Origin of the sequence: Mycobacterium parmense, from assembly GCF_010730575.1 — a bacterium.
Taxonomy (GTDB): domain Bacteria; phylum Actinomycetota; class Actinomycetes; order Mycobacteriales; family Mycobacteriaceae; genus Mycobacterium; species Mycobacterium parmense.
On record NZ_AP022614.1, the window covers coordinates 865,211 to 888,849 of the forward strand.

Consider the following 23,639-nt stretch of genomic DNA (forward strand, 5'->3'; position numbering starts at 1 on the left):
GTGCGGCACCAGCGAACGAAAGACGAGATCTGGGATCATCGCGCTGCATGGCCGCTGGCCATGGTCGCGATCGCCTACCTCGTCGTGTACTCGGTGCACGTCCTGCGGCCGCCACACGGCGCCGAGCCGCGCATCCTGGGGTGGGCGAGCTGGGTCACCTGGTTGGTGTTCGTCGTCGACTACGTCGTGCGCCTGGGACTGGCGACCGACCGGCGGCACTGGTTCGTCCACCACCTGTTCGACCTGCTCATCGTCGCGCTGCCGTTCATGGGCCCGTTGCGCCTGCTGCGGGTCGTCGTCGTGTTCTCGGCGCTGCAGAAGGCTGTCGGCGACGCCGTGCGGGGCCGCATCATGATCTATACGGTCGCGGCCGCCGCCCTGCTGATCTATGTGGCGTCGTTGGCCATCCTCGACGTGGAGCGCTCCTATCCGGGCGCCACCATCGACTCGTTCGGGAAGGCCTTGTGGTGGTCGATCACCACCGTGACCACCGTGGGCTACGGCGACCTGTATCCGGTCACCGTCACCGGGCGGGTGATCGCCGCGCTGCTGATGATCGGTGGCATCAGTCTGATCGGTGTGGTCACCGGATCGCTGGCCTCCTGGATCGTGCAGCGGGTGTCGGAGGCCGACACCGCGAACCAGCAGGCCACGGCCCTGACGATCGAGCAGTTGCGCAGCGAGCTCCGGGCGCTGGCCGAACAGCTCTCGGCGACACCGCCCGGCCCGCAGCACCGTCCGGTCATCGACGCCGAACGGGTTGTCGACGGGCGGTCGGCAACCGGAGCCCGCCGCTGAAAAGGCGGCAGGCCGAACGCCGCAACGAGCCGGTCCAGCAAACGCAACGATCCGCGACATGCCGCCCCGGAAGCCGCCGAGAGAGGCATTTGCCGAACGGGGACGCGGGCGGCCGCTTGTCCCCGGGCCGGCGCGGGTAGCTCTACCGCCGAATGCGACCACAAGACCGCCGACCGGGAGGTGGCGACATGGCTACGGGCGAAACCGCTTTCGTCGGCGTGACCTTCGGCCTCATTTCCCTTCAGCACCATTCGCGCAAGGCCGGGCGCGACTACGGCCGGTATCTGCGGGACGCGTAAACGCCCGGCCGGACAAGGTCACATCCGTGTTCGAGCAAGTCACGGCCGGGATTGCGGGTGCGAACTTCGCTGTCACGAATTGTCGCGCCAGTTGCAGGGTTCGACCGCGGGCGGGGCTCGCCAGCAGGTCAATCCGCCGATTGGCACCCGGGGCCGGTGATGTATTACCCTCACCGTCGCACCGATACCACCTGCAGCGGCCGAAAGGCCACGACCGTATGTGGAATTGGCGACGGTCTGGCATCGTTATGCGGTTCACGGCATGTGTATCCGCCACGCTACAGAAGTGCGGCGTTACGGTGTGGTCCGCGGTTGCTGGTGCTCACGGGAGCGCTGTCGTGAACCTCACATGGCGGCAAACTCGGATGCGCCCAGCGACGCTCCCGTTTAAAGTTTTGTCCGGTAAGGATAGTTGTCCTTTGTGAGCACACGGAGCGACATGTGAACACAGAGCATTTCGACTTCGTCATCGTCGGGGCGGGTTTCGGCGGCATTGGCGCCGCCATCCAGCTCAAGCGCCTCGGCTACGACAAGATCGCCATCTTGGACCGCGAGGACGACCTCGGCGGCACGTGGCACGTCAACCACTACCCCGGCGTGGCCGTCGACATCCCGTCGACCACCTACTCCTACTGGTTCGAGCCCAACCCGAAGTGGTCGCGCATGTTCGCGCCGGGCGCCGAGCTCAAGCGCTACGCCACCGACGTCGCCGACAAGTACGACGTGCGCCGCTACATGCGGTTCAACACCACCGTCGAGGGCGCTCAGTGGGACGAGGACGCCGAGGCGTGGCGGGTCGGTCTGGCCGGCGGCGAGACCCTGACGACCCGCTTTCTGATCACCTCGACCGGGTTCTTGTCCCAGCCGCGCAATCCCGACATCCCGGGTCTGGCGAGCTTCGCCGGCAAGGTGGTGCACACCACCGCGTGGGACCACGACTTCGACTACCAGGGCCGCCGCATCGGAGTGATCGGCACCGGGGCCTCGGCGGTGCAGGTGATCCCCGAGATGGCCAAGGTGGCCTCCGACCTGACCGTCTTCCAGCGCACCGCGACCTACGTGCTGCCCAAGCCCGACTTCGCGATCTCGCCGGCGGTGCAGCGCGCGTTCGCGCGCCGGCCCTGGCTGCAACGGCTGGTCCGCTGGGTGACCGATATCGTGTTCGAGCTGGTCATGGTGATCGGCGTGCTGCACTACGGGCAGTTCAAGCGAGGCAACATCGCGGCCTCCGATCTGGCCAAGATCAACAGGTTCAGGACCATCCGCGACAAGGAACTGCGCGCCAAGTTCACCCCCGACTACGACATCGGCTGCAAGCGGCCGACCTGGTCCAACGACTACTACCGCGCCTTCACCAAGTCGCACGTGCACCTCGAGACCGAAACGATCGAGCGCATCGAGGCCGACGGCGTCGTGACGGCGGACGGGCGCAAGATCCCCATCGACACGCTGGTGCTCGCGACCGGTTTCGACCTGTGGGAAGCCAACTTCCCGGCCATCGAGGTGATCGGCCGCAAGGGCCGCAACCTGGGCAAGTGGTGGCGGGAGAACAGGTTTCAGACCTACCAGGGCATCGCGATCCCCTACTTCCCGAACTACCTCAGCCTGGCCAGCCCGTTCGCGTTCTCCGGGCTGTCCTTCTTCCACACCATCGAGTACCAGATGCGCCACATGAACCGGCTGTTCGGGGAGCTGAAACGCAAGGGCGCGACGACGTTCGAGGTGAAGGAAGAAGCCAGCATGCGGTTCTTCGAACGGATGAACCAGCGGCTGGACAACTCGGTGTTCTACACAGGCGACTGCGCGACGTCGCGGTCGTACTACTTTGCTCCCAGCGGTGAGGCGTCGCTGCTGCGGCCGACCTCCACGCTGAACTCGGTGCGCGAGGGCGCGAACTTCCCGCTCTCCGACTACACGTTCGCCTAGACCAGCTGGAACACCGCCGTCACCACGACGAGCGTCAGCACGGCCGAGCCGATGACGTGGATGGAGACGCGGGGGGCCGGCTGCTCGACGGTCGGCTGTTGCCGCAGCGTCCGCTGGCGCCGCACGGCGATCAAGAACGTGCCCAACGCGATCGCACCGGCCAGCGCGGCGGGGACCAGGTGCACCGGCCCGGCCGAGCCGTGCAGATCCCTGATCATCAGCAGGGCGCCGTTGCCCAGGAACGCGAACGACGTCCGCGTCCAGGCCAGCGTCGTGCGCTCCGCCTGACTCCCACGCTCGGCCGGCCCGCCCGTCGTCGCCCGGCTCAACCCAGCACCGCCTTGGCGATAACCAGCCCCAGCGCGACGATCGCCACCAGCGTCAGGCCCACCGCGAGGTAGGTCGGCGACGGATGGCGGGGCAGGGGACCGCCGCGGCGCATGGCGCGGTCGGCCTGATGCCAACGCAGCGAACCCATTCCGCTGGTCAGGATCGCCAGCACCGCGAGGCCCACGCCGAGGACGCGGCGCGCGCCGGGGATCGTCAGCTCGGGCACCAGCTGCACCAGGGCCACCGCCGCGGCGAGCAGTCCCAGCGCGGTGCGCTGCCACGCCAGGAAGGTCCGCTCGTTGGCCATGGTGAGCCGGTAGTCGGGCTCATGCTCTTCTGCAGGTACCGCGGCGGTGTTGTCGGCCACGACGCACATCGTAGATTCAGGCACGTGGTCAAGGCGCTGGTGTTCGACGTGCAGGGGACGGCGACGGACTTCCATTCGACCGTGTGCGACGAGGCGCGGCGCGTCGACGCCGGGCGTCACCCGTCGGTCGACTGGGCCGAGGTGGTGCGCCGCTGGCGCGGAGGCTACTTCGCGGCGCTCGAGGACGCGCAGCGGCGCGCTCGAGGCTGGGTCTCGGTGCACTCGGTCTACCGCGCCGCGCTGGACACGGTGCTCGACGAGCGCGGCATCGGATTGTCGGCCGCCGAACGCGACGAACTCACGCTGGCCTGGCGGCGGCTGCGGCCGTGGCCGGACGCGGTGCCCGGGCTGACGCGGCTGAAAACCCGGTACACGCTGGCGACGCTGTCGAACGCCGACGTGTCGGCGGTGATCGCCGTCTCCAAGGGGGCGGGGCTGCCCTGGGACGCCGTGTTCGCCGCCGAGATGGCCGGGGTGTTCAAGCCCGACCCGCGCAGCTACGCGATGGTCGCCACCTACCTGGGTCTCGAACCCGTCGAGATCATGATGGTGGCCAGCCACAAGTACGACATCCGCGCCGCCGGCCGGCTCGGGTTTCGCACCGCGTTCGTGGCGCGCCCGATGGAATTCGGGGCCGGCGGCGACGCCGACGTGACCTACTCGACCGAGTTCGACCTCAACGCGTCGGACTTCCTCGACCTCGCCGACCAGCTGGGCTGCTAGCGGCGCGACCGCGCACCGGTCACGCCCGAACCAGCGCCGGGTCGGGCTTCTCCGACGACATCGACAGCAGGCCGCGCACGCAGCGCGCGGCCAGCAACCAGTTAGCTGGCCTCTTCATGTCCAGGCCGCCCAACAGCTGCCTGACCATGGTCAGCGTGTCGAAGTAAATGCGTTCGCACATAAGGGTTTCGGTGTCGTCAAAGACGAAGTAGGCGGTCATGCGGACCCGGAAGCGGCTGCCCGTCGGCGGCACCTTGCCCAGGTAGCCGCGGTGGGTGCCCATCAGCCAGAACTCGACGATCACCGCGTCGGCGCTGTGCCGCAGCGCGATGATCTGGTGGTCCTGGTCGGGAAACGCGGTGCGCGTGTAGGCGTAGTAGCCGCGCACCGCCGCGTCGCCGTCGTGGACGACCATCTGCGGGATCAGCTCGTAGCGCGGGTGCGGGAACGTCGACAGCACGTCGTCCCACGCGTGGCGGACCTCGTCGTGGAAGTGGTCGAGCACGATCTTCTCGCGGGCGGCCAGCGCGTCGGGGGAGGGGAACGCGGGAATGGTCACGTTGGTACGCCTTCCGTGAACGAGTAGGGGTGACGGGTGCGCGCCGAATCCGCCGGCGCATGCGCCTCAGCGCGGGGGCGTCCAGGCGACCGGCAGGCTCTTGATCCCGTGAATGAACTGCGACAGCAGGCGGGCGGGTTCGGCCGTCGCGACGAGATCGGGCACGCAGCGCCGCAATTCGTCGAAGGCGACCCGGATCTCGCGGCGGGCCAGGTTGGCGCCCAGGCAGAAGTGGGCGCCACCACCGCCGAACCCCAGATGCGGGTTGGGGCTGCGCGCCACGTCGAAAGCCCAGGGGTTGTCGAACTTCGACTCGTCGCGGTTGGCCGAGGTGTACCACAGCGCGGCCTTGTCCCCGGCGGCCATCGCGGTGCCGTTGAGCTCGAAGTCGCGGGTCAGGGTGCGGCGCATGTAGATCACCGGGGAGGCCCACCGCACGATCTCCTCGACCGCGGTGGGCGCCAGGCCGTCGAAATCGGACCACCACTTGTCGCGCTCGGCGGGGTAGCGGGACAGGGCCAGCACCCCGTGGCTGATCGCGTTGCGCGTGGTCTCGTTGCCCGCCACCACCAGCAGGATGAAGAAGGACGCGATCTCCGACGACGACAGCCGGTCGCCGTCGACCTCGGCCTCCACCAGGCTGGTGGTCAGGTCGTCGTGGTGATGGACGCGGCGGTCGTCGGCCAGCGCCGTCGCGTAGGCGCCGATGTCCATCGACACCTTGAGGAACTCGTCGAAGTCGGTGGACAGGTCGGGGTCGCCGAAGCCGAGAATCACGTTGGTCCAGTGGAAGATCCGCTGGTGGTCCTGCTCGGGGATGCCCATCATGTCGCAGATGACCTGCAGCGGCAGCGGCCCGGCGAGTTCGCTGACCAGATCGGCCGCACCGTCGGGGTGATTGGCGATCAGCGAGGTGACGAGCCGGTGGGCGCGCTCGCGCACCGACGATTCGATGCGCGCCACCACCTTCGGGGTGAACGCCCGGCTGACGATGGAGCGCAGCCGCTGGTGCCGCGGGTCGTCGAGCACGATCATCGAGCCGAAGTACTCGGAGATCTCCGGGTTGTTGTCGCTGATCGTGATGTTGGGGCTGGAGCTGAAGATCTCCGGGTGGCGGCTGGCGAAGTGGACGTCGTCGTGTCTGGTCAGCGCCCAGTACCCGGTGCCCGGGTCGAAGCCCTCGTACTCGATCGCGGGCCAGAACGAGATCGGCGCCTCGCGGCGCAACGTGGCGAAGGTGCCGTCGCGCACGTCGTCGTCGAGCGCCCAGAAGTCGAGGGATTCGAGGTGGATGTCGGCGAGCGGGATCTCGGGCGGGGGTGTCCCGTTGATGCGCGCGGGCTGCGTGGGAGTCGCCATGTCGGATCAGTGCGTGCAGACGGTCCTGCCGCCGGCGGCCTGCGCGTCGCTGACGACGTTGCCGTCGACCAGGATCCGGCAGCGCAGCGCGCCGGCCCCCTGGGCGCTGAGGGTGAACACCTCGCCCCCGAAGCCGGTGAACTGCGTCGACCACGGCAGCGGCGCGTTGACGACGTGCAGCTGGCCCGCGTCGGTCTCATACGAGATGTACTGGGCGACTCCGGGACCGCTCACCTCGTAGCGGACCTCGGGCATCTGGGGCATCGCGTGCGCCGCGCCACACGCGTTCGCAAAGCCGACACCGACGGCGAGCGCAACCGCGGGCCCGCGGAGATGAGTGGTCATGGTTTGTCATCGTGTCACCACAGGCGACGCGACGGAACCCGTTTCGCCGTTGTGCACCCCGCCCTTAGTGTGGAGCGGGGGCCGATCGGAAGGTGAACATGACGCAGAACGGCTCGAAGCGTGTGGTGGTCTGGGGCACGGGGTTCGTCGGCAAGATGGTGATCGCCGAGATCGTGAAACATCCGTTGTTCGAGCTGGCGGGCGTCGGTGTCAGCAACCCCGACAAGGTGGGGCGCGACGTCGGCGACATCTGCGGGCTGCCCGAGCCCACCGGCGTGCTCGCGACCGACGACGTCGACGCGCTGATCGCACTGAAGCCCGACGCACTGGTGCACTACGGGCCGACCGCGATGCACGCCAAGGACAACATCGCGCTGATCACCCGCTTCCTGCGGGCCGGCATCGACGTGTGCTCCACGGCGATGACCCCGTGGGTGTGGCCGACGATGCATCTGAACCCGCCGAACTGGATCGCGCCCATCACCGAGGCCTGCGAGCTGGGCGAGTCGTCGTGTTTCACCACCGGCATCGACCCCGGCTTCGCCAACGACCTGTTTCCCATGACGCTGATGGGGCTGTGCTCGGAGGTGCGCCGGGTGCGCGCCTCGGAGCTGCTGGACTACACCAACTACGAAGGCGACTACGAAGTCGAGATGGGCATCGGCCGTGAGCCCGAGTTCACGCCGATGCTGCAGGACCGCGACATGCTGATCTTCGGCTGGGGCGCCACCGTCCCGATGATCGCCCACGCCGCCGGCATCATGCTCGACGAGATCACCACCACCTGGGACAAGTGGGTGACCCCCACCGAGCGCAACTCCGCGCGGGGGGTCATCAAGCCGGGACACGTCGCCGCCGTACGATTCACCATCAACGGAATCTACAAGGGCGAGAACAGGATTCAGCTCGAACACGTCAACCGCATCGGCCGCGACGCGGCCCCGGACTGGCCGTCCGGCCACGACGACGACGTCTACCGGGTGGACATCGAGGGCACGCCGAGCATCTTCCAGGAGACCGCGTTCCGGTTCACCGACGGCTCGGGTCGCGACGCCGCCGCCGCCGGGTGCCTTTCGACGGGACTGCGGGCCCTCAACGCCGTCCCCGCCGTCAACGACCTGCCGCCGGGCTGGGTCACCCCGCTCGACCTCCCGCTGATCGCCGGTGCCGGCAACATCCGCTGACCCCCGAACCACAGCGCACGCACAGCGACGGCTGACGCTTGCCATAGGTTTGCGCAGCACAATGACGGCTACGCGGGACGCGGGCGCGTGATGCTGAGGACGGGGATGGGGCACATGATGGACGGAGCGGGGCCCGCGCTGGGTCTGTCGATCGGCTCGACCAACCTGGCGGCGGTCACCGCCGACGAGGCCATCACCCGAAAGCCGGTCCTGACGCTGTACCGGCACCGCGCCCCCGAGATCGGCATCCCGGCCGAAAACCCCAACCTCGACGAGCCGGGCCTGGTGATCACCGACTTCGTGGGCCGCGCCGGGGGCTCGCACGGCGTCGTCACTGCCGACGGCTCGGTGCGGCGCAGCGAGGCGCTGGTCGCCGACGCGCTGCGCGCGCTGGCCTACGCCGCCACCGGCGGGGTGGCGCTGCCGGGCCGCGTCGCGGTGACCTATCCCGCTCACTGGAAGTCGAAGGCGGTCGACGCGCTGGGCGCCGCCCTGAGCCAGGTGTCCGAGTGGTCGACGCGGGGGCGGCCGCTGACGCTGATCCCCGACGCCGCCGCGGCCCTGTTCGCCGTGCGCGCCGACCCCGCCATACCCGTGCGCGGAACCGTGGCGGTGTGTGATTTCGGCGGCGGCGGCAGCAGTATCACGTTCATGGACGCCGCCGGCGAATACCATGCGATGGCCCCGACCGTGCGGCACCAGGACTTCTGCGGGGACGCCGTCGACCAACTGCTGCTGACCGCCGCGATGGGCGAGATCGCGAGCACCAGCGCGCTGCGGGCGGTCGGCTCGCTGCGCCGGTTGCGGGCGGGTTGCCGGGTCGCCAAGGAACAGCTGTCCGTCGGCACGGTGGCGACGCTCTCCGGCGAGCCGGGGGCGCGCGGCGAGGTCCGGATCACCCGCGACCAACTCGACGACGCGATCCGGGCCCCGCTCAACAAGTTCGTCGCCGTGATGGACCAGGCATTGGCGCGCAACGGCATTCGCGACCTGGCGGCCGTGGTCGCGGTGGGCGGCGGGGCGAACATGCCCGCGGTCACCACCATGCTCTCGCGGCACTTCCAGGTCCCTGTCGTCACTACACCGCGCCCGCACCTGACCGCGGCGATCGGCGCCGCGCGGCGTGCGGCCGGCGACGCGTCGGATGCGGGAGTGACCGCCGCCGCGATGGCGGCACCGGTGACCGCGGCCGCGGCCCCGGCGACCGCGACGGCGGCGGGCATCACGGAGGCGCGGCCGCCCGCGCCCGACACCGTCCAAGCGGCCCCCACCGGTCAGCAGGCCGGGCCGGTGGCCGCGCTGGCCTGGTCGGCCGCCGAGGACGCACGGTTCAGGTCCGCCGACACGCGCCGCCACCCGGTGGTCGCCGCGAATCCGGACGCGGCAGGGGAGGCGGTGCCGGAGTCGGAGCCGGAGCAAACCGTGACGCCGAAGCGCCGTTGGTACCGGCTGCCGGCGGTCGCGATCGTGCCCGCGGTGCTGGCCGTGCTGTTCGTGGGCATCGCCGCGGCGATCGGCCTGAGTCCCGACGACACGCCGGCGGCGCCGCACCCGAGCACGACCCCCACCGCACCGGCAGGCGGGCCCGCGGCCGAGCCCCCGAGCCCTACGCCGGAGGCGCCGCCCGCCACCACCAATCCGCCCGCCACCACCGAAGCGCCGAGCACCAGCACCCCGTCTGCGACGCCGCAGGCGGCCCCGCCCGCCGCGCACCGAGCGCCGCTTACTCCGCGGATTCCACCGGCGAACGAGCTACCGCCGATTCCCGGGATCAACGAGCCCGTCCCCGGGATGGACCGTGTCAACCAGATCCTGCAGGACATCGAGAGCGGGAACGGCCTCGGCGATATCAGCCAGTTGATCCCACGCTCGTTCGGGCACTGAGCCCTAGCGCTTCTCGCCCTTGTTGTCCTCGCCCGCGGCCTTGGCGAGTTCCCGGTTCAGGGCCTTGTCCTTCTCGATCTGGTCCTTGATCTTCTCGTCGTTCTTGGCCTCCTCGGCCTGGGACTTCATCTCGGAGTCGGCGCCGTCGGGAACTTCGTACTTGGGGTTCCCGTCCTCGTCCAGCCAGTCGTTGACCGCGGTGCCCGAGACCATGCCGCCGGAACCCGGCAACACGATGGTCGGCTTGTCCTCGTAGGCCGTCATCATCTCGGCGGCGACTTTCTTGTCGTCCTCGTCGGGCTCGGGCTTTTCCGTGGGCCGAGACTCCTCGTCGGCAGCGGCCTCGTCCTGGTGGGCCGCGCGGTCGTCTTTTTCGTCCTGACCGGCGGCTTTTCCGACTTCGCCGGCGTCCTCGTGGTCCTGCACAGTCATGCGCGTACTCCCTTGCAGTCGCAGGTAGGTCGAGGCATACCCGCGGTCGCAATGTGTCGAAACTCTCACGAGGGAGATTGTTCGCGCTTGACCAGCATCACCAGGGCGAGCGGAATCCGGATCGGTTCCGGCGCGCTTGACAGCCGCGCCGCCACAGCCGCCTGCATGTGGTCGAGGAAGGGCGACGCCCGCGGGTCGCGGACCCCGCCGTCCAGGCCGCGCAGCAAGGCGGGCAGGAGCGCGGCCCGCGCGAACGCTGCCCAGTCATCACCGAAAGCCGTTGCGTCGTCGTCTGATTGGAGCCGTGACCAGAAACGGTCCTCGCCGTTGAAGGTCTCGAGATGGTCGATGGTCAGGCCTTCGAACCGGCCGCTCGGCGCGAACGGGGCGCGAAAGTCCTTCTCGCTGCGGGCAACCGAGGGAATGACCATGCGCCGCGCCTCGTCCTTGCCGAGCAGGCCGCTGCGAACCTGGCCGCGCAGCGCCACCACGATCGCATCGAGCAATGCCGCGAACCCGCACCCGCCGTCCTCGTCGACGGCCATGGTCAACACCACCAGCCGGCCTTCGGGGGCCAGCTCGCGACCGCGGAAGGCCACGAAGTTGTGCCAGTCGATGGCGGCCCGGTCGGCGAACGCCGCCCTGGCCGCGTCGTCGTCGCTGCACGCGACGTGCACGTGGTCGTGCACCTCGCACGGGATCCGGCTCACCCACTGCGTCGCCCACGACGTCCAGCCCAGGTTGACGGTCTTCGACGGCACGATCTGCCCGTAGAACGACCGGCCGATCGCGGAGGTGAAACTCGCGGCGTCGGCCTGCAGGTAGCTGTCCGGGTCGTCGTCGAGTGTGCCGAACAGGGCCGAGAAGTCGTTCTCCGGCGAGTCCGTGTGGGTGACCAGGATCGCGTGATCGTGACGGGTGCGGCGGCGCAGCACCGCGATGGCCGCCGACAGCGGCTTCAACGAGTTGTGGCCGGTGGCAGCGCCGTAGTCGGCGATGACGATGGGCTGCGGGGGTTTGGGCAGGACCACCTGTTCGGCGGCCCGCTCGAACAGCGCGATGGCCGGGGCCAGCCCCGCTGCCTGCAGCCGCGACGACGCGGTCGATTTCGGCTCGGGGCGGACCACCACACTCGATTCGGGCATCCGGGGCTCACGCCGCATGGACCAACGATAGTGGCTGCGGCCGTTATCCGTTCGGCTTCGCGGAGCCGACGCCGGTGACCTGCTCGGACAGCTCCCACGGTCGCCGGCGGGGCGGCCCCACGGCGCGCCTCAGTGGCCGCGGGCCACCCACTCCTCGTAGTGGACGATCTCCTCCCCGACGGTGGTGCTGTCGCCGTGCCCGGTGTGCACGACCGTCTCGCCGGGCAGCTTGCCCAGCCGTTCGGAGATGGATTGCAGGATGGTCGGGAAGTCCGAGTACGAGCGCCCGGTCGCGCCGGGGCCACCGGAGAACAGGGTGTCGCCGCTGAACACGACGCCCAGGTCGTGGGAATACCAGCACACCGACCCGGGGGAGTGGCCCGGGGTGTGCAGCGCCCGCAGTTCCGTCCCGCCCACGCGCAGCATCTCGCCGTCGGAGACCGAGCGAAAATCGCTGTCGGGGTGGGTCATTCGCCACAGCATCGCGTCGGCCGGGTGCAGCAGCACCGGCGCGTCGAGCGTCTTGCCGAGCTCGGGCGCTACGGTCACGTGATCGTTGTGGCCATGGGTACACACCACCGCGACCACGTGGCGGCCCGCCGCGGCCTCGACGATCGGCGCCGCATCGTGGGCGGCGTCGAACACCAGGACGTTGGAGTTGTCGCCGATCAGCCAGATGTTGTTGTCTACTTCCCAACTGCCGCCGTCGAGTTCGAAGGTGCCGTGGGTGACGACGCGGTCGATGGCCACCATCAGAGCATCACCACCGAGCGCAGCACCTTGCCCTCGTGCATCTTGTGGAACGCCTTCTCGACGTCGCCGAGCCCGATGCGCTCGGAGACGAACTGCTCCAGGGGCAGCCGGCCCTGCAGGTACAGGTCGATCAGGGTGGGAAAGTCGCGTTCGGGCAGGCAGTCGCCGTACCACGACGACTTCAGCGACCCGCCGTGGCTGAAGAAGTCGACCAGCGGCATGTCCAGGCGCATGTCGGGGGTCGGAACACCCACCAGCACAACGGTTCCCGCGAGGTCGCGGGCGTAGAAAGCCTGCCGCCACGTCTCGGGGCGCCCGACCGCGTCGATCGCGACGTTGACCCCGAACCCGTCGGTGAGGTCCGCGATGGCCTCGACGACATCGGCCTGGCGGGCGTTGACGGTGTGGGTGGCGCCGAACCTGCGGGCCCATTCGAGCTTGGTGTCGTCGGTGTCGACGGCGATGATGCGCCGGGCCCCGACCAGCGCGGCGCCGGCGATCGCGGCGTCGCCCACGCCGCCGCAGCCGATCACCGCCACGGTGTCGTCGCGCGTGACGGCGCCGGTGTTGATCGCCGCGCCGATGCCGGCCATCACCCCGCAGCCCAGCAGGCCCGCGGCGGCGGGGTCGGCCTCGGGATTCACCTTGGTGCACTGGCCCTGGTGCACCAGCGTCTTGTCGGCGAACGCCCCGATGCCCAGGGCGGGCGTGAGTTCCGTGCCGTCGGTCAGCGTCATCTTCTGTTCGGCGTTGAACGTGTCGAAGCACAGGTGGGGCCGGCCGCGCTTGCACGCCCGGCACTGGCCGCAGACGGCCCGCCAGTTCAGGATCACGAAATCACCCGGCTGCACCGCGGTCACCCCCGGCCCGACCGCCTCGACCGTGCCCGCGGCCTCGTGGCCGAGCAGGAAGGGGTACTCGTCGTTGATGCCGCCCTCGCGGTAGGTCAGGTCGGTGTGGCAGACCCCGCAGGCGATCACGTCGACCACCACTTCGCCCGGGCCGGGGTCCGGGACCACGATGTCGACCAACTCGACGGGTTCGCCCTTCTTGCGTGAAATCACGCCGCGCACTGTCTGACTCATGGGCTCCAACCTACTGGCGCTCGCCATACACCGCGCAGCTGCCCGTCCACCCATGCGCCGGGTGTAGCGTCGCAAAACGTGACCGGCTCCGAAACCGCCGAAGAATTCACCGGCCGAATCGCCGGGGCGATCGACAACGCCAGCCTGGCACTGCTGTTGAGCATCGGCCACCAGACAGGTCTGCTGGACACGATGTCCGGCCTGCCGGCGTCCAGCAGCGCGCAGATCGCCGAGGCCGCCGGCCTCAACGAGCGCTACGTCCGGGAGTGGCTGGCCGGCATGACCACCGGCCGCGTCGTCGAATACGACCCGAAGGCAAGCACCTACTCGCTGCCCGCCCACCGCGCGGCCGTGCTGACCCGCGCGGCGGGACCCGACAACCTGGCCCTGGTGGCCCTGTTCTTCCCGCTGCTCGCCGAAGTCGAGCAGAAGATCATCGGATGCTTCCGCGAGGGCGGCGGGTTGCATTACAGCGAATACCCGCGCTTTCACGCGCTGATGGCCGAGCAGAGCGGCGTCGTGTACGACAACGCGTTGGTCGACGTGGTGCTGCCGCTGGTCGAGGGTCTCGTCGACCGCCTGCGGTCCGGCGTGGAAGTCGCCGACTTCGGTTGCGGCAGCGGGCACGCGATCAACGTGATGGCACAGGCGTTTCCGGACAGCCGATTCACCGGCATCGACTTCTCCGACGACGCCATTGCGACCGGCACCCAAGAGGCCGCCGACCTCGGCCTGCGGAACGCGAGCTTCGAGAGCCACAACCTGGCGGAACTGGACAAGTCGGACGCGTACGACGTCATCACCGTGTTCGACGCCATCCACGATCAGGCGCAGCCCGCGCGGGTGCTGGAGAACATCTACCGCGCGCTGCGGCCGGGGGGCGTGCTGCTGATGGCCGACATCAAGGCGTCGAGCCGGCTCGAGGAGAACGTCGGCGTTCCGATGAGCACCTATCTGTACACGACGTCGCTGATGCACTGCATGACGGTGTCGCTGGCGATGGACGGCGCCGGGCTGGGCACCGCCTGGGGCACGCAGCTGGCCACCGCGATGCTGGGCGACGTCGGATTCGACGACGTGCGGGTGGCCGAGGTCGAATCCGATCCGATCAACAACTACTACATCGCACGAAAGTGACGGCGGCCCTCGACGCTCTCGAGGACTGGCCGGTCCCGGCCGCGGCCGCCGCCGTGGTCGGGCCCGGCGGCGTGCTGGCCACCCACGGCGACACCCGGCGGGTGTTCGACCTGGCCTCCGTCACCAAGCCGCTGGTGGCCCGCGCCGTGCACGTCGCCGTCGAGGAGGGCGTCGTCGAGCTGGACACCGCGGCCGGCCCGCCCGGCTCCACGGTTCGCCATCTGCTCGCGCACGCGTCGGGCCTGGCGATGCATTCCGGCAAGGTGCTGGCCAAGCCCGGCACCCGGCGGATGTACTCCAACCACGGCTTCGCCGTGCTGGCCGAGAGCGTGCAGCGGGAGTCGGGCATCGCATTCGGCCGCTACCTGGCCGAGGCGGTGTGCGAGCCGCTGGGAATGACGACCACCCGCCTCGACGGCGGCGCGGCGGAGGCCGGCTACGGGGCGACGTCGACGGTGGCCGACCTGGCGGCGTTCGCGGGGGACCTGCTGCGTCCGGCGACGGTGTCGGCGCAGTTGCACGCCGAGGCGACGACGGTGCAGTTTCCCGGTCTCGACGGTGTGCTGCCCGGCTATGGGGTGCAGCGGCCCAACGACTGGGGCCTGGGCTTAGAGCTCAGGGACGCCAAATCGCCGCACTGGACGGGCGCGCGCAACTCGTCGCGCACCTTCGGCCATTTCGGCCAGTCGGGGGGCTTCATCTGGGCGGATCCGGCAGCGGAGCTGGCACTGGTGGTGCTGACCGACCGCGATTTCGGTGACTGGGCGCGCGAGCGCTGGCCGGCCGTTTCGGACGCCGTGATCCTCGAATACAGCTAGTTGGAAACGCACACTAGCGCAACAGGGGTATCAAGAGGCACAATAGACACGCAAGACTCAAAAACATCAGGAAAAGCATCCCGCTCATCGGGTCCATCAGGTCGTTGGGGAAGACGTCCCTCGTGGAACCGAAGGAGCAGCAGATGCGTGCGTCGAATCAATTCGCCGACGTGACGACAGGCGTGGTGTATGTGCACGCCTCGCCCGCGGCGGTGTGCCCGCATGTCGAGTGGGCGTTGTCGTCGACCCTGGGGGCCAAGGCGAACCTCAACTGGACTCCGCAGCCGGCGATGCCGGGGCAGCTGCGCGCTGTCACCAACTGGGTGGGCCCCGTGGGCACCGGCGCCCGGTTGGCCAACGCGCTGCGCTCGTGGTCGGTGCTGAGGTTCGAGGTCACCGAGGACCCCAGCCCGGGAGTCGACGGCCAGCGCTACAGCCACACCCCGCAGCTGGGTCTGTGGAGCGGTGCGATGAGCGCCAACGGCGACATCATGGTCGGCGAGATGCGGCTGCGCGCCATGATGGCGCAGGGGGCCGACACCCTGGCCGCCGAGCTGGACTCCGTGTTGGGAACGGCGTGGGACGAAGCCCTCGAGGTCTACCGCGACGGCGGCGACGCCGGCGAGCTGACCTGGTTGAGCCGCGGGGTCGGTTAGCTTCTGCGGGCGGCCGCTCTCTCCAAGGCATGGGCGACGTGGAAATGCGATAGCGCATGCGCTGCCGCATTCCAGGTTTGATCAGCGTGCCGGCTCGACCAACGCCCCGTAGGTGATGGATCGCGATATCCCGCGGATGTCGGGCACCGGGTAAGGGCGGCCGGTCATCGCGTTTCCGGCGTCTTGCTGCTGGACCATTCCGATGACCACGACGTCGTAGGTCGGGTCGACCCAGAACCACGTTCCGTGCACGCCGCCCCAGAAGAAGCTGCCCGTACCAATTGCACCGCCGTTGAAATCGGCGTGCCCAGGGTCGAGGACGATGCCGACGCCCATGCCATATCCGACGCCTTCGAATGGCTGGTCGAAACGTACCGGCACGCCTTTGGGCAGCAGGTTGCTCGTCATCAGAGCAACCGAAGTCGGCGCCAATATCCGGACGTCGTCGAGCACACCGCGATTCGCCAACATCTGCGCGAAGCGCAGGTAGTCCTGCGCCGTCGAATACAGCCCCGCGATCGAGAGCAGATATGTGGGTTTCTCGCCGGCGGGCGTACCGGCCAAGACCGGAAACGGCGATTGGTCAGCGGCGAGCCTCAGTTCGAGGTTCTCGTCGAGGGCGTAGCGTGGCGCGATGCGGTCGCGGTCTTCCGGCGCGACGCCAAAGCCGGTGTCTATCATAGTCAATGGCCCGATAATCCGCCGCTCGAGGAAGGTGTCGAGCGGCTCGCCGGATATCCGCTGGATGATCACCCCTTGAAATTCCTGTTGGAGGCCGTACCGAAACATGGTGCCGGGCTGTGCTTCCAAAGGCAGCTCCGCCATCTTGGCGATCATGTCCTCGTTCGTACCACTGAATAGGTCGGCGGCGGCGTACATTTCATCCAGCTTCGGATTGGTGCTGCCCACTGGCGCGCCGAAGGCAAAGCCCGCGCAGGACGCCATCAGGTGACGCATGGTCATCGGGCGATCGAGCGGAACCAGCTTGTCGTCCTTCAGCACCCGCAAGCCGCCGAATTCGGGGATGAATGTGGTGACCGGATCGTCGAGCTGCCACTGGCCTTGCTCGTAAAGGGTCATCATCGCGACGGCGATCACCGGCTTCGTCATCGAGGCGATGCGGAAGATGGCGTCTTCCCGCAACGGCGAACGGCTTTCGAGCGACTGGTAGCCGTACGTTCCGAACTTCACGAGCTTGCCGTGGCGGGCGACCATCAGGCTGATGCCGACGTAGTGACGGGCGTTGGTCTCCGCCTGCATGGCCTCGTCGAGGCGGTCGAGGCGTTTGGGGCAGAAGCCGACCGATGCGGGATCAGCCGCAGGCAACGGACTCATGATGTGCACCTCGCGAAATTGGCAATGTCGCAAGCGGTATCGCGGCTGATGTCGGGACAGATGACGGGCAGGATCTCGGTGCCATGGACGGTGCCCATGATCTGGCGGCAGCGCGCGGACACGCCGCTGTTCAGTAACAGTCGATAGAAGGCAATCCCCTCGTCGCGCAGAGGATCGCACTCGTTGACGCTGATCACCACCGGAGGGAGGCCCCTGACATCGTCGGACTTCGCCATGCCGGGCCAGGCGAGCGCATTGCGGGCCCTGAACGCATCGATGCCGTACGCCATGGTGCTGCGGTTTTCCTGCACGAAGATGAAGATCCCCTCGTTCTCGACCGATGAGGGATTCTGCGGCAGGGGCCACTCCCCGGCGATGAAGGGGCACATCGCGTACAGACCTTGGATCAGACTGTGGTCCCCGTCCCGCTTCAGTTTCATTCCGAGCGCGAGAGTCAAGTTGCCGCCGCCACTTTCGCCGGCGACGACGATCCGCTGAGGATCGATGCCGAGCGAGCCGGCGCGGGCGTGGACCCACTTGAGGCCTGAGACGCAGTCGTTCAAGCCGGCGGGAAAGGGAGCTACCTCCGGCGCGGAGGAGGGGTGCACCGAGTTGCGGAAGTCGATCATGGCCACCGCGACGCCGCGGGCGGCGATCATGCGGCCCCAGGCCTTGTAGTTGCCGAGGAAGCAGGAGCTGAACTGCATGCGGCCGCCGTGAATGTAGTAGACGCATGGCACGGTCTCGGCGTTGTCCGGCCGGATGTATTGGATCTTGATGGTGTTCCCGTCGGGCGAAGAGGTGAATGTCTCGGTGCGGACGGTCAGGCCGGCCGACGGCGCGACCTCCTCGCTGTCCATGGCGTTGAACAGGGCGTTCACGCGGTCTTGCGCGGCCAGGGCTGCCGGCGTGTTCTCCTGCGCGAGCAGTTCCTCCCGGCTCGAGACGTTGGGTTTGGCCGTCCCCAGATCGATGCCCGCGAAGAATGCCTTGATCCGCGGATCGAGGCGGGGGTCGAGGTCGAGCTTTGAAGTCACGCGACGTTCCCTCCCGGGCACAGGACCTGCAGCGCCGCCGGCACCGCGGAGATCTCGGCGGGCAGCGAACACGCGAAGTCGCCGTCGGCGTACACGTTGATGCCAGGGCATTCGACGGCGACGGACGTCGCGCGCGCCGTGCTCACCTCCTCGAGCTTCACGTGCGTGCCCTTGATCACGGTGGGAAACAGGCGGACCAGCTTCACCCGGGAAGCCTCGTGCACCATGGTGATGTCGAGCAGGCCGTCCGCGCGATCGGCGCCGGGGCAGATCAGCATCCCGCCGCCGTAGCTGCGTGTGTTGCCGAACGCCGCGAGCGTGATGTCGGCATCGATCTCACGGGTCCCGTCGAGCACCATCCGGAACGGCAACAGCCGCAGCTGCGACAACTCGGCGAGCATCGCGAGGTAATACCGCAGCCGTCCGTGCGGCCAGCCCATCCGGTTCGCGCGGTCGGTGACCAGGGAATCGAAGCCCGCGGCCGCCACCGTGCCGAACCATTTCTGCCCGCCGGCGCGGTCGCGGATGCGGCCCAGGTCGATGGTCTCCGTCCAGCCGTCGGCGACGACGTCCGCGGCGGCCTCGGGATCCTTTGTCGCAATGCCTAATTCGCGCGCGTGGTCGTTGCCGGTTCCGGCCGGGACGATGCCCAGCGGCACATCGGTGCACGCGAGCACCTGCAGCGCGTTGGAGACGACGCCGTCGCCCCCGGTCGCCATCACGGCGTCGGCGCCCTTCTCCAGCGCCGCGGCGACCAGGTGTCGCGCGTCCTGCGCGTCGTCGCCGATGATTTCGATGACCTCCACGCCGCGCCGGTGCAGCCGCGCGATCGCGAGCTGCGCGGCGCCGACGGCGGCGCCGTGCCCGGAGGCGGGGTTGGTGAGCGCGATCACCTTGCCGACCTCGCGCCGCCGCAGACTCATGGAATCAGCTTGCCCGGGTTGAGGATTCCGGCGGGATCCAGCGTCGCCTTGACCGCACGCAGTACCCGCACCCCGAGCTCGCCCACCTCGTCACCCATCCACGGCCGGTGGTCGGCGCCGACCGCGTGGTGGTGGGTGATGGTCCCGCCGGCCGCCATGATCGCGTCCGAGGCCGCCTTCTTGGCGGCCCGCCACTGCTCGATCGGATTGCCGCGCTGACCGGCGACCACGGTGAAGTACAGCGACGCTCCGGTCGGGTAGACGTGCGAGATGTGGCACATCACCAGCGCCGGCGTGCCCGACGCGGACAACGCATCGGTGAGTGCCTGGGTGACGGCGGCCTTGAGCGCCGCGATGTTGGACCAGTCGGTGGCGGTCTCGAGGGTCTCGCACAGGGCTCCCGCCGACAGCAGCGAGTCACGCAGGTACGGCGCGCCGAACCGTCCCCGCTCCCAGGCCCGCGCCGGGCCCTCACCCAGCGACGTCGCGCCGTGCGACGCCAGCAGCGCGCTGGTCTCGGCCTGCCGGCTTTCGACGTGCTCCTTGGTGCCCTCGAACGTGGTGATGGCCAGACAGCCGCCCGTGATCTGCGTCTTGCCGATCGCCTCGGTGGTGGCCAGGTTGATCCCGGTCTCGACCTCGTCGGAGAGCCGGATCACGGTCGGGCCGGTGGCGTTCTGGGCGACGGCGCGCAGGGCCGCGGCCCCGGTCTCGAAGTCGGGGAACGACCAGGCCTCGTGGCGCACGGCGTCGGGGGAGCGGTGCACGCGCAGCCGCACCCGGGTGATGACGCCCAAAGCGCCCTCCGAGCCGATCAGCAACTGGCGCAGGTCGGGTCCCGCCGCCGATTCCGGTGCGCGGCCCAGGTCCAGCACGCCCACCGGGGTGACGACCCGCAGGCCGCGGACCATGTCGTTGAACCGCCCGTAACCCGCCGAGTCCTGGCCCGACGACCGCGTCGCGGCGAAGCCGCCGATGGTCGCGTACTCGAAGCTCTGCGGGAAGTGCCCCAGGGAGAAGCCGTGTTCGCCGAGCAGTCGTTCGGCGTCCGGCCCGGTGACGCCGGCCTCGAAGACCGCCTGGCCCGAGATCCGGTCGAGCGAGATCAGCCGGGCGAGGCGGCGCAGGTCCAGCGACACCACGGCGCCGAACTCGCCGCGGATGGGGTCGAGACCGCCCACGACGCTGGTGCCGCCCCCGAACGGGACCACGGCGATACGGTGCTCGGAGCAGTACCGCAGGACGGCGGCGACGGCGTCGTCGTCACCGGGCAGCAGCACCGCGTCGGGCGCGTCCTGCACGCCGGTGTCGCGGCGCCGCAACAGGTCCAGGGTGGACTTGCCGCCGGCGTGCAGCAGCCGGTCGGCGTCCGCGGTGCGGCAGTACGCGGCGCCGACGATGTGGGCCAGCGCGTCGGCGTCCGTCGGCGGCAGGGCCGACGGACGCAGCCGGACCTGCCCCGCCTGCAGCTCGGGCTCGCCCGAATCCTCTACGCCGACAGCCTGTTTCAACAGCGTGCGGATTCCCTCCGAAAGCGGCTTGGCCGCGGCGGGGTCTCCCCACGCGTTCCACTTCATCGGCGGGAGGAGTTCCTCGGCGGGTGGCACCGGCGTCATGCGTTACAGTATTACACATGCTGTCAATCAGTAACGCCGCGCCGGACCCCGGTGAGCGGATCCTGGCCGCGGCGGCCAGTTGCGTGGTCGACTTCGGTGTCGACCGGGTGACCCTGGCCGAGATCGCGCGCCGCGCTGGGGTGAGCAGGCCGACGGTGTATCGCCGGTGGGCGGACACGAAGTCGATCGTGGCGGCGCTGCTGACGCGGCACGTGATGGGCGCGCTGGACAAGGCGCCGCTGGCCGGGGACGACCGCGAATCGCTGGTGCGGCAGATCGTCACGGTCGCCGACCTGCTGCGCCGCGACAAACTGGTGATGTCCGTGCTGCACTCGGAGTTGGCGCCCATCTACATCACCGAGCGGCTGGGCTCCAGCCAGCAGATGCTGATCGACGCGCTCGCCGCGCGGATGCGGGTAGCCCAACGCAGCGGCAGCGTGCGCGCCGGCGACCCGCTGCAGATGGCCACCATGGTGTTGCTGATCGCCCAGTCGACCATCCAGTCGGCCCAGATCGTCGCGTCGATCCTGGACGCCGGCGCTCTGGCCGACGAACTCGCCCACGCCCTGAACGGATACCTGTCGTGACGCCCCTGGGATCGGGAGCCCTCAACGCCGCGCGCCGCGCGGCCGACCTGACCGCGCTCGGCGACGGTGAGCGGCCCGACGTGCTCGTGATCGGCGGCGGCATCACCGGGGCCGGCATCGCGCTGGACGCCGCGTCGCGCGGGCTGCGGGTGGCGCTCGTCGAGAAACACGATTTGGCGTTCGGCACCAGCCGGTGGAGCTCCAAGCTGGTGCACGGCGGGCTGCGCTACCTGGCGAGCGGCAACGTCGCGATCGCCAGGCGCAGCGCCATCGAACGCGGGATCCTGATGTCGCGCAACGCCCCGCACCTCGTGCGCGCGATGCCTCAACTGGTTCCGCTGCTGCCGTCGATGAGCCGCGCCGACCGCGCCCTGGTCCGGGCGGGGTTCCTCGCCGGCGACGCGTTGCGGGCGCTCGCGGGCACCTCGCCGGCGACCCTACCGCGGTCGCGCCGGGTGGCGGCACAGCGCGTCGTGCAGATGGTCCCCGCCGTGCGCCGCGACGGCCTGGCCGGCGGGCTGCTGGCCTACGACGGGCAGCTGATCGACGACGCCCGGCTGGTCACCGCCGTCGCACGCACCGCGGCTCAGCACGGCGCCCGCATCCTCACCCACGTGGCGGCGGCGGAGGCCACCGGCACGTCGGCGCGGCTGACCGATCGGCGCACGGGGCAGTCGTTCGACGTCTCCGCCGCGGCGGTGATCAACGCGACCGGGGTGTGGGCCGCCGAGATCGACGGCGGGCTGCGGCTGCGGCCCAGCCGCGGTACCCACCTGGTGTTCGACGCCGGCGCCTTCGGCAATCCGACTGCGGCGCTGACCATTCCGATCCCCGGCGAGCTCAACCGGTTCGTGTTCGCCATGCCCGAGCAGCTGGGCCGCGTGTATCTGGGGCTGACCGACGAAGCCGCGCCCGGCCCCATTCCCGACGTCCCCGAGCCGTCGGGCGAGGAGGTCACCTTCCTGCTGGACACCGTCAACACCGCGCTGGGGACCGCGCTCAAGGCGGCCGACGTGATCGGCGCCTACGCGGGCCTGCGGCCGCTGATCGACAGCGGGCAGGGCCGCACCGCGGACGTCTCGCGCGAGCACGCCGTCGTCGAGTCGGCGTCCGGCGTGATCAGCGTGATCGGCGGCAAGCTGACCGAATACCGCTACATGGCCCAGGACGTCCTGGATCGCGCCGTGGCCCTGCGACACCTGCGCGCCGGTGACTGCCGGACGCGCAACCTGCCGCTGATCGGCGCGCCGTCCAATCCGGGGCCGGCGTCTCCGGTCCACCAGGGGCCGGTCGCCGGTCTGCCGGCATCGCTGGTGGCGCGTTACGGCGCGGAGGCGCCGCAGGTGTTCGCGACCGCCACCTGCGAGCGCCCCACCGAACCGGTCGCTGAGGGCATCGACGTGACCCGGGCGGAGTTCGAATACGCGGTGACCCACGAGTGCGCGCTGGACGTCTCCGATATCTTGGATCGGCGGACCCGCATTGGCCTGGTGCCACGGGACCGCGAGCGGGTTGTTGCCGTGGCCGCGGAGTTCATGGCACGTTTCGGCTTGCCGGGCTGACGGCGCTACCAGAGGCGGTGCTTGCGGCTGAGCTGCCGGCACCGGTAAATTCAAGCGGAACTATAGCGTATCGCCTAGACCGAGGACATCTGCCATGACTGCCGACAGCGTTCGAGGTGAACGGGCGGCGCGCCGGCCAGCGGGCAAAAATCGGGGACGCTTTGATCCCTCTCTTGACGCCGCCATCCTCGAGGCCGCGCTGGAGGGGCTGGGCGAACAGGGCTACGACCGGATGAGTATGGACGACATCGCGTCGCGTGCGGGTGTTGGCAAGGCCGCGATCTACCGGCGCTGGCCGTCGAAGGCAGCGGTGGTGGCCGATGCGATCGCGCACTGGCGGCGGGGACACGGACCGGTCGACCCGCCGGATACCGGGAGCCTGCGCGGCGACATCGACGCACTGGTGGACGCGGTGCCGGACTTCGACGAAGCCGCTCTGAGCACGATCAAGGTGATCATCGGCGCGGCGACGGCGGCAATGCACACTCCCGTCCTCGCGGCGGCGCTGGACGATCTTGTGCTGTGCGTGCCGCGTCAGATCATCAAGGTGGTCCTCGACCAGGCCGTGGCCCGGGGCGAGATTCCTTCGGGTCACGATTTGACGCTCATACCCGACGCCATCCTGGGCCTCAACGTCCTGCGAATGATGGCGGGACGACCGATCGATCGCGTCTACGCTCGCCGCGCTCTTGAACAGGTGATGCTTCCGCTCGCGACCCTCAATCGCGTCGACTAGCGCCCCTGCACGGCGCCGCCGCCGTGAGGCGCTTGCGGGCGCC

General features: G+C 69.5%; 24 protein-coding genes. 11 read left to right on the forward strand and 13 right to left on the reverse strand.

From position 1 onward, the window contains the following. Positions 1-60 precede the first annotated feature (60 nt). Both G6N48_RS03860 and G6N48_RS03870 read left to right on the forward strand, forming a co-directional pair. Complete coding sequence (locus tag G6N48_RS03860) at positions 61-798, forward strand: potassium channel family protein (RefSeq protein ID WP_085271383.1); 738 nt, start codon at positions 61-63, stop codon at positions 796-798. A 740-nt stretch (positions 799-1,538) separates the two neighbouring features. Then, positions 1,539-3,023: a flavin-containing monooxygenase gene (locus G6N48_RS03870; protein WP_085271294.1), complete on the forward strand. Its 1,485-nt coding sequence runs from the start codon at positions 1,539-1,541 to the stop codon at positions 3,021-3,023. Here G6N48_RS03870 and G6N48_RS03875 read toward each other — a convergent pair. Continuing rightward, on the reverse strand, positions 3,020-3,352 hold the full coding sequence (locus G6N48_RS03875) for a DUF202 domain-containing protein (protein ID WP_085271295.1): 333 nt from the start codon (positions 3,350-3,352) through the stop codon (positions 3,020-3,022). The genes G6N48_RS03870 and G6N48_RS03875 overlap by 4 nt on opposite strands. Beyond that, positions 3,349-3,729, reverse strand: a complete 381-nt coding sequence (locus G6N48_RS03880; RefSeq protein WP_085271296.1) for a YidH family protein — start codon at positions 3,727-3,729, stop codon at positions 3,349-3,351. Before G6N48_RS03880 ends, G6N48_RS03875 begins: the two co-directional genes overlap by 4 nt. Here G6N48_RS03880 and G6N48_RS03885 point away from each other — a divergent pair. Continuing rightward, complete coding sequence (locus G6N48_RS03885) at positions 3,682-4,443, forward strand: haloacid dehalogenase type II (protein ID WP_085271297.1); 762 nt, start codon at positions 3,682-3,684, stop codon at positions 4,441-4,443. The genes G6N48_RS03880 and G6N48_RS03885 overlap by 48 nt on opposite strands. A 19-nt stretch (positions 4,444-4,462) precedes the next feature. On the opposite strand, the gene G6N48_RS03890 is transcribed toward G6N48_RS03885, so the two are convergent. The 3 genes from G6N48_RS03890 to G6N48_RS03900 all read right to left on the reverse strand — a co-directional run bounded on the left by G6N48_RS03890 (position 4,463) and on the right by G6N48_RS03900 (position 6,706). Next, positions 4,463-5,002 carry an ester cyclase gene (locus G6N48_RS03890; RefSeq protein ID WP_085271298.1) on the reverse strand — a complete coding sequence of 180 codons (540 nt, stop codon included), beginning with the start codon at positions 5,000-5,002 and terminating at the stop codon, positions 4,463-4,465. 66 nt (positions 5,003-5,068) lie between these two features. Further along, the gene (locus G6N48_RS03895) at positions 5,069-6,361 is read right to left on the reverse strand and encodes a cytochrome P450 (protein ID WP_085271299.1); all 1,293 of its coding nucleotides are present in this window, start codon (positions 6,359-6,361) and stop codon (positions 5,069-5,071) included. Positions 6,362-6,367: 6 nt separating this feature from the next. Beyond that, complete coding sequence (locus tag G6N48_RS03900; protein WP_085271300.1) at positions 6,368-6,706, reverse strand: MmpS family transport accessory protein; 339 nt, start codon at positions 6,704-6,706, stop codon at positions 6,368-6,370. 98 nt (positions 6,707-6,804) lie between these two features. On the opposite strand from G6N48_RS03900, the gene G6N48_RS03905 reads away from it, so the two are divergent. Both G6N48_RS03905 and G6N48_RS03910 read left to right on the forward strand, forming a co-directional pair. After that, the gene (locus G6N48_RS03905) at positions 6,805-7,890 is read left to right on the forward strand and encodes an NAD(P)H-dependent amine dehydrogenase family protein (RefSeq protein ID WP_085271384.1); all 1,086 of its coding nucleotides are present in this window, start codon (positions 6,805-6,807) and stop codon (positions 7,888-7,890) included. A 114-nt stretch (positions 7,891-8,004) separates the two neighbouring features. Next, positions 8,005-9,774, forward strand: a complete 1,770-nt coding sequence (locus G6N48_RS03910; protein ID WP_085271385.1) for an Hsp70 family protein — start codon at positions 8,005-8,007, stop codon at positions 9,772-9,774. A 3-nt stretch (positions 9,775-9,777) separates the two neighbouring features. On the opposite strand, the gene G6N48_RS28880 is transcribed toward G6N48_RS03910, so the two are convergent. The 4 genes from G6N48_RS28880 to G6N48_RS03930 all read right to left on the reverse strand — a co-directional run bounded on the left by G6N48_RS28880 (position 9,778) and on the right by G6N48_RS03930 (position 13,189). Next, entirely contained in the window at positions 9,778-10,206 is a 429-nt protein-coding gene (locus tag G6N48_RS28880; protein WP_085271301.1) for a hypothetical protein, read from the reverse strand. A gap of 65 nt (positions 10,207-10,271) precedes the next feature. Continuing rightward, on the reverse strand, positions 10,272-11,369 hold the full coding sequence (locus G6N48_RS03920; protein ID WP_085271302.1) for a class I SAM-dependent methyltransferase: 1,098 nt from the start codon (positions 11,367-11,369) through the stop codon (positions 10,272-10,274). 111 nt (positions 11,370-11,480) lie between these two features. Next, entirely contained in the window at positions 11,481-12,104 is a 624-nt protein-coding gene (locus G6N48_RS03925; RefSeq protein WP_085271303.1) for an MBL fold metallo-hydrolase, read from the reverse strand. After that, positions 12,104-13,189, reverse strand: coding sequence for an S-(hydroxymethyl)mycothiol dehydrogenase (locus G6N48_RS03930; protein WP_085271304.1), 1,086 nt, complete (start codon positions 13,187-13,189; stop codon positions 12,104-12,106). The genes G6N48_RS03925 and G6N48_RS03930 overlap by 1 nt, the downstream gene beginning before the upstream one ends. 78 nt (positions 13,190-13,267) lie before the next feature. Between G6N48_RS03930 and G6N48_RS03935 the strand changes: the two genes are divergently transcribed. The 3 genes from G6N48_RS03935 to G6N48_RS03945 all read left to right on the forward strand — a co-directional run bounded on the left by G6N48_RS03935 (position 13,268) and on the right by G6N48_RS03945 (position 15,800). Beyond that, positions 13,268-14,326, forward strand: coding sequence for a class I SAM-dependent methyltransferase (locus G6N48_RS03935; RefSeq protein ID WP_085271305.1), 1,059 nt, complete (start codon positions 13,268-13,270; stop codon positions 14,324-14,326). Continuing rightward, positions 14,323-15,144: a serine hydrolase domain-containing protein gene (locus G6N48_RS03940; protein WP_085271306.1), complete on the forward strand. Its 822-nt coding sequence runs from the start codon at positions 14,323-14,325 to the stop codon at positions 15,142-15,144. Before G6N48_RS03935 ends, G6N48_RS03940 begins: the two co-directional genes overlap by 4 nt. A gap of 143 nt (positions 15,145-15,287) precedes the next feature. After that, positions 15,288-15,800: a DUF3145 domain-containing protein gene (locus tag G6N48_RS03945; protein ID WP_085271386.1), complete on the forward strand. Its 513-nt coding sequence runs from the start codon at positions 15,288-15,290 to the stop codon at positions 15,798-15,800. Positions 15,801-15,881: 81 nt separating this feature from the next. Here the strand turns inward: G6N48_RS03945 and G6N48_RS03950 are convergent, their stop codons facing one another. Genes G6N48_RS03950 through G6N48_RS03965 form a run of 4 tightly spaced genes read right to left on the reverse strand, consistent with a single transcriptional unit; the run spans position 15,882 to position 20,672 of the window. Then, positions 15,882-17,135, reverse strand: a complete 1,254-nt coding sequence (locus G6N48_RS03950) for a serine hydrolase domain-containing protein (RefSeq protein WP_085271307.1) — start codon at positions 17,133-17,135, stop codon at positions 15,882-15,884. Then, the gene (locus G6N48_RS03955; RefSeq protein WP_197745584.1) at positions 17,132-18,172 is read right to left on the reverse strand and encodes an alpha/beta hydrolase; all 1,041 of its coding nucleotides are present in this window, start codon (positions 18,170-18,172) and stop codon (positions 17,132-17,134) included. The genes G6N48_RS03950 and G6N48_RS03955 overlap by 4 nt, the downstream gene beginning before the upstream one ends. Next, positions 18,169-19,095, reverse strand: a complete 927-nt coding sequence (locus G6N48_RS03960; RefSeq protein WP_085271309.1) for a diacylglycerol kinase — start codon at positions 19,093-19,095, stop codon at positions 18,169-18,171. The genes G6N48_RS03955 and G6N48_RS03960 overlap by 4 nt, the downstream gene beginning before the upstream one ends. Beyond that, entirely contained in the window at positions 19,092-20,672 is a 1,581-nt protein-coding gene (locus G6N48_RS03965; RefSeq protein WP_085271388.1) for an FAD-binding oxidoreductase, read from the reverse strand. The genes G6N48_RS03960 and G6N48_RS03965 overlap by 4 nt, the downstream gene beginning before the upstream one ends. A gap of 56 nt (positions 20,673-20,728) precedes the next feature. Between G6N48_RS03965 and G6N48_RS03970 the strand changes: the two genes are divergently transcribed. The 3 genes from G6N48_RS03970 (at position 20,729) to G6N48_RS03980 (ending at position 23,596) form a co-directional block, all read left to right on the forward strand. Continuing rightward, positions 20,729-21,298 carry a TetR/AcrR family transcriptional regulator gene (locus G6N48_RS03970; RefSeq protein ID WP_085271310.1) on the forward strand — a complete coding sequence of 190 codons (570 nt, stop codon included), beginning with the start codon at positions 20,729-20,731 and terminating at the stop codon, positions 21,296-21,298. Then, positions 21,295-22,860 carry a glycerol-3-phosphate dehydrogenase/oxidase gene (locus G6N48_RS03975; RefSeq protein WP_372511189.1) on the forward strand — a complete coding sequence of 522 codons (1,566 nt, stop codon included), beginning with the start codon at positions 21,295-21,297 and terminating at the stop codon, positions 22,858-22,860. The genes G6N48_RS03970 and G6N48_RS03975 overlap by 4 nt, the downstream gene beginning before the upstream one ends. Positions 22,861-22,954: 94 nt before the next feature. After that, positions 22,955-23,596, forward strand: coding sequence for a TetR/AcrR family transcriptional regulator (locus tag G6N48_RS03980; protein ID WP_085271311.1), 642 nt, complete (start codon positions 22,955-22,957; stop codon positions 23,594-23,596). The last annotated feature ends 43 nt before the right edge of the window (positions 23,597-23,639 follow it).

Coding starts and splice junctions, on each gene's coding strand:
- G6N48_RS03950 (WP_085271307.1), bottom strand. CDS start 17,135: ATGAGTCCGTTGCCTGCGGCTGATCCCGCATCGGTCGGCTTCTGCCCC.
- G6N48_RS03945 (WP_085271386.1), top strand. CDS start 15,288: ATGCGTGCGTCGAATCAATTCGCCGACGTGACGACAGGCGTGGTGTAT.
- G6N48_RS03880 (WP_085271296.1), bottom strand. CDS start 3,729: ATGTGCGTCGTGGCCGACAACACCGCCGCGGTACCTGCAGAAGAGCAT.
- G6N48_RS03885 (WP_085271297.1), top strand. CDS start 3,682: ATGCTCTTCTGCAGGTACCGCGGCGGTGTTGTCGGCCACGACGCACAT.
- G6N48_RS03960 (WP_085271309.1), bottom strand. CDS start 19,095: ATGAGTCTGCGGCGGCGCGAGGTCGGCAAGGTGATCGCGCTCACCAAC.
- G6N48_RS03905 (WP_085271384.1), top strand. CDS start 6,805: ATGACGCAGAACGGCTCGAAGCGTGTGGTGGTCTGGGGCACGGGGTTC.
- G6N48_RS03930 (WP_085271304.1), bottom strand. CDS start 13,189: ATGAGTCAGACAGTGCGCGGCGTGATTTCACGCAAGAAGGGCGAACCC.
- G6N48_RS03895 (WP_085271299.1), bottom strand. CDS start 6,361: ATGGCGACTCCCACGCAGCCCGCGCGCATCAACGGGACACCCCCGCCC.
- G6N48_RS03910 (WP_085271385.1), top strand. CDS start 8,005: ATGATGGACGGAGCGGGGCCCGCGCTGGGTCTGTCGATCGGCTCGACC.
- G6N48_RS03925 (WP_085271303.1), bottom strand. CDS start 12,104: ATGGTGGCCATCGACCGCGTCGTCACCCACGGCACCTTCGAACTCGAC.
- G6N48_RS03965 (WP_085271388.1), bottom strand. CDS start 20,672: ATGAAGTGGAACGCGTGGGGAGACCCCGCCGCGGCCAAGCCGCTTTCG.
- G6N48_RS03860 (WP_085271383.1), top strand. CDS start 61: ATGGTCGCGATCGCCTACCTCGTCGTGTACTCGGTGCACGTCCTGCGG.
- G6N48_RS03920 (WP_085271302.1), bottom strand. CDS start 11,369: ATGCGGCGTGAGCCCCGGATGCCCGAATCGAGTGTGGTGGTCCGCCCC.
- G6N48_RS03970 (WP_085271310.1), top strand. CDS start 20,729: ATGCTGTCAATCAGTAACGCCGCGCCGGACCCCGGTGAGCGGATCCTG.
- G6N48_RS03980 (WP_085271311.1), top strand. CDS start 22,955: ATGACTGCCGACAGCGTTCGAGGTGAACGGGCGGCGCGCCGGCCAGCG.
- G6N48_RS28880 (WP_085271301.1), bottom strand. CDS start 10,206: ATGACTGTGCAGGACCACGAGGACGCCGGCGAAGTCGGAAAAGCCGCC.
- G6N48_RS03900 (WP_085271300.1), bottom strand. CDS start 6,706: ATGACCACTCATCTCCGCGGGCCCGCGGTTGCGCTCGCCGTCGGTGTC.